Consider the following 2598-nt stretch of genomic DNA (forward strand, 5'->3'; position numbering starts at 1 on the left):
CGGCCGCTTCTTGAATCTCTTCGAGCAGGCTCGGGCTGGTATCTTGTGGATCAAACATGAAGGAATCCTTATCTCGCGCCGATCTTTTGTGGAAGGTAATCTGAGCCGGGGAATTTACGGTACACAGATTTCAGGATCGTCTTGCGGGTCATTTTATCCAAGTCGAGGGCGGCTTTTGCATCCGCCAGGGATACTTCTTGCCCGTTTAGCTTAACCTTTTTTGCGCCTGCCCGCTTGGCCTTCTGCATGTTTTCGGCCAGAGTGACCACACTACGCCAGAGGAAGTCCAGCTCCTCGGTGACTTGAGGGTCAGAGACCACAAACGCTTTGATGTCTTCAGGCAGCATAAGGGAATCGGCAAAGTCATGCCGCTGCTGTAGCATGTTGGTGTACAGGGAGAGCTTCATGAACTCTCCGGGTGATTTGGAGGCCGAGCCGACCAGGTTGTCAAGTCGGGCCTGCTCCTTATCACTGACCGTCAAGCCGGAGATACTACGCACCAAGTCGGCTAAGGTTTGCTTGCTGAGCACGTCGGTGGAGATAGCAACGTCGGGCCGGGCTTCGCCGTACCTGCGGACGCCTAACATGAACTGGTTCATCGGGCCCGCGACATCCTTTAAATCGTCGTTCACAAAGGCGTTAACGGCCGTGGTAGCGAGGTTGCGGAAGCCCGCGGTGGCTTGCCGGGCAGCTGCCCGTTGCGGGGTGGAGAAAGACTTGGGCGGAACGCCAATGTTGTTGCGGAAGGCGACGGGTACATCGTACTCTTCCTTGTTGAACCCGGGCATCTTTTCCGTGTAGCCGTCAGCCAGCCAGGGGACTGTGGCCGACCATTGTTTGCCGCGAGCCCCGCCCATCACCTGCGCGAGCTTGGCCTGCCCGGCGTCAGCCGGCCGGTTCGCCGCAGCAGAGCCTGGCTGAGTGCCTTGTGGAGTACTTTGGGGAGTGCCGGGGCCCGCCTGAGGTAGACCTTGGCGGAGACGTTGGATGACGTTGGTGGGGGCGGCTTGGGTGCCCGGGGCGGAAGTTTCGCCGGCCGGCGCGAGGGGGCTACCCGGGATTTGCGGGTTTACCTGGCGGAGAAGCTGCATGATGTCTTGCGGGGATTGCTGAGGGGCGCTGCCGCCAGAGCCGCTTCTGCCAGATTCAAGGCGCCGGATTGAGGGGCCGAACTGCTCGTTGGGGATGATGGCTTCGCGCCAGGAGGTAGAGCCCCCGCCGGAGCTGGAACCGCGGGTCCCGCCGAACATATTTTTGGCGCCGGCCTTCATGACCTCCCGGCCGAAGATGTTGGCCTGGGCGCCCTGCTCGATAGCTTTGCCGTTGGGGTTTCCGAGTAAAGCGGCAGCGTTAGAGGCAGCTGGATCCATGCCGACGTATTTGGTCTGCTCTTTGGTCTTGGCCGTTCGGGCCTGGATGTCTGCAATCTCGGCGTCGGTCTTGCCGGCCTTTTTACCGTAGTCGGTGATCTTAGCCTGGATCAACTCTTCTTGAACGCCCTGGGCCCGCATTTTGTTCGCCAGCTCCATCAGCTTGGCGTCAAAGGCTTTACCCTTCCAGTAATTGCCGGCCGTTAAATTCTGCTGCTGCTTCTGCTCCGCGTCGAGGAGCTTCAGCTCCGCGAGGCCGCCCCGCTGGGCAGCCGTGTAGTCTTCGAGCCCCTGCTTGCGGGCCAAATCGCGCACCAGAGGACGTTCTTTCCCCTGGGCCAGCTTAGCCCCGCCTTCCGCGAGACCGGCCAAAAACTTCTTGATCCCGCCTGACTTTTCATCCACCCCGTAGTTCTGCTTCCAGAAACGTTTATACGACTGGTCTTCAAAATCATTGGGCGTCATGCCCAGCATTTCGCGGATCTTGGCTTCACGCGCCGCGGCGGCCGGATCCGCGGTAATCGCCGGCCCGGCAGTTTCTTGGTCAAAAAGATCGTAAATGTCAGCCATTACATGCCTACCTGAGTGCCGGGTGCGTTAGGGATGGAGGGGGTACGGGGCGTTTGTGTGCCGCCGAAGGTGGGTACCTGGGACATCATGCCACCGGCGCCTTGTAAAATACCGCCCCAAGGGTTGGTATTCTGGCCCGTCGGGACCGCGCCCGAGGCTTGCCCGGCGCCCATGCGGGCCCAGTCGATACCCATTCCGGCCAGATTCTGTAACCCGCCCATCGCCGCAGCCAATTGCTGCATGAGCGTGTTGGTGTACGCCTGGTTGTTTTGAAGCCCGGACTGGGCCGCCGTAACATTACCCTGGTTGAGCTGGTTGCCGAACTGGCCGCCGGCCAAAAGGCTGCTGAACTGGCTACCCGCCGCGCCCCGCTGGTCACCCATGAGCAGCCGCGCCAGGTTGTTGTTTTCCAGGCTTACCCGGTCGCGGTCATTTTGGACGCCGCCGGCCGTCTGCACAGCGTTTAAACGACTGTTGATGCCCGAGTTGATAAAGTTGCTGCCGGCGCCCATGCGGGCAATCTGGTCACCAGAGCCGCCGAGGCCGAGGTTACCATAAGTGCCGACGTTACCCGTCGCCGAGTTGTTCACCTGCGGAAGAATACCCAAGCTCTGCAAGAGCCGGTTGGTCTCTAACCCCAAGGCGTCCTGAGTCGCCC

Annotated in this window: 2 protein-coding genes; both read right to left on the reverse strand. The window is 60.6% G+C overall.

Features of this window, described 5'->3' with window-relative positions; translation table 11 throughout:
- Nucleotides 1-68 precede the first annotated feature (68 nt).
- Nucleotides 69-1940, reverse strand: a complete 1872-nt coding sequence (locus ACYC56_RS14940) for a hypothetical protein (protein ID WP_461374965.1) — start codon at nt 1938-1940, stop codon at nt 69-71.
- The coding region (locus ACYC56_RS14945) for a hypothetical protein (RefSeq protein ID WP_461374966.1) at nt 1940-2598 on the reverse strand (659 nt) is incomplete at its 5' end. The genes ACYC56_RS14945 and ACYC56_RS14940, both read right to left, overlap by 1 nt.

Source organism: Candidatus Aquicultor sp., assembly GCF_054640775.1.

Coding starts and splice junctions, on each gene's coding strand:
- ACYC56_RS14940 (WP_461374965.1), bottom strand. CDS start 1,940: ATGGCTGACATTTACGATCTTTTTGACCAAGAAACTGCCGGGCCGGCG.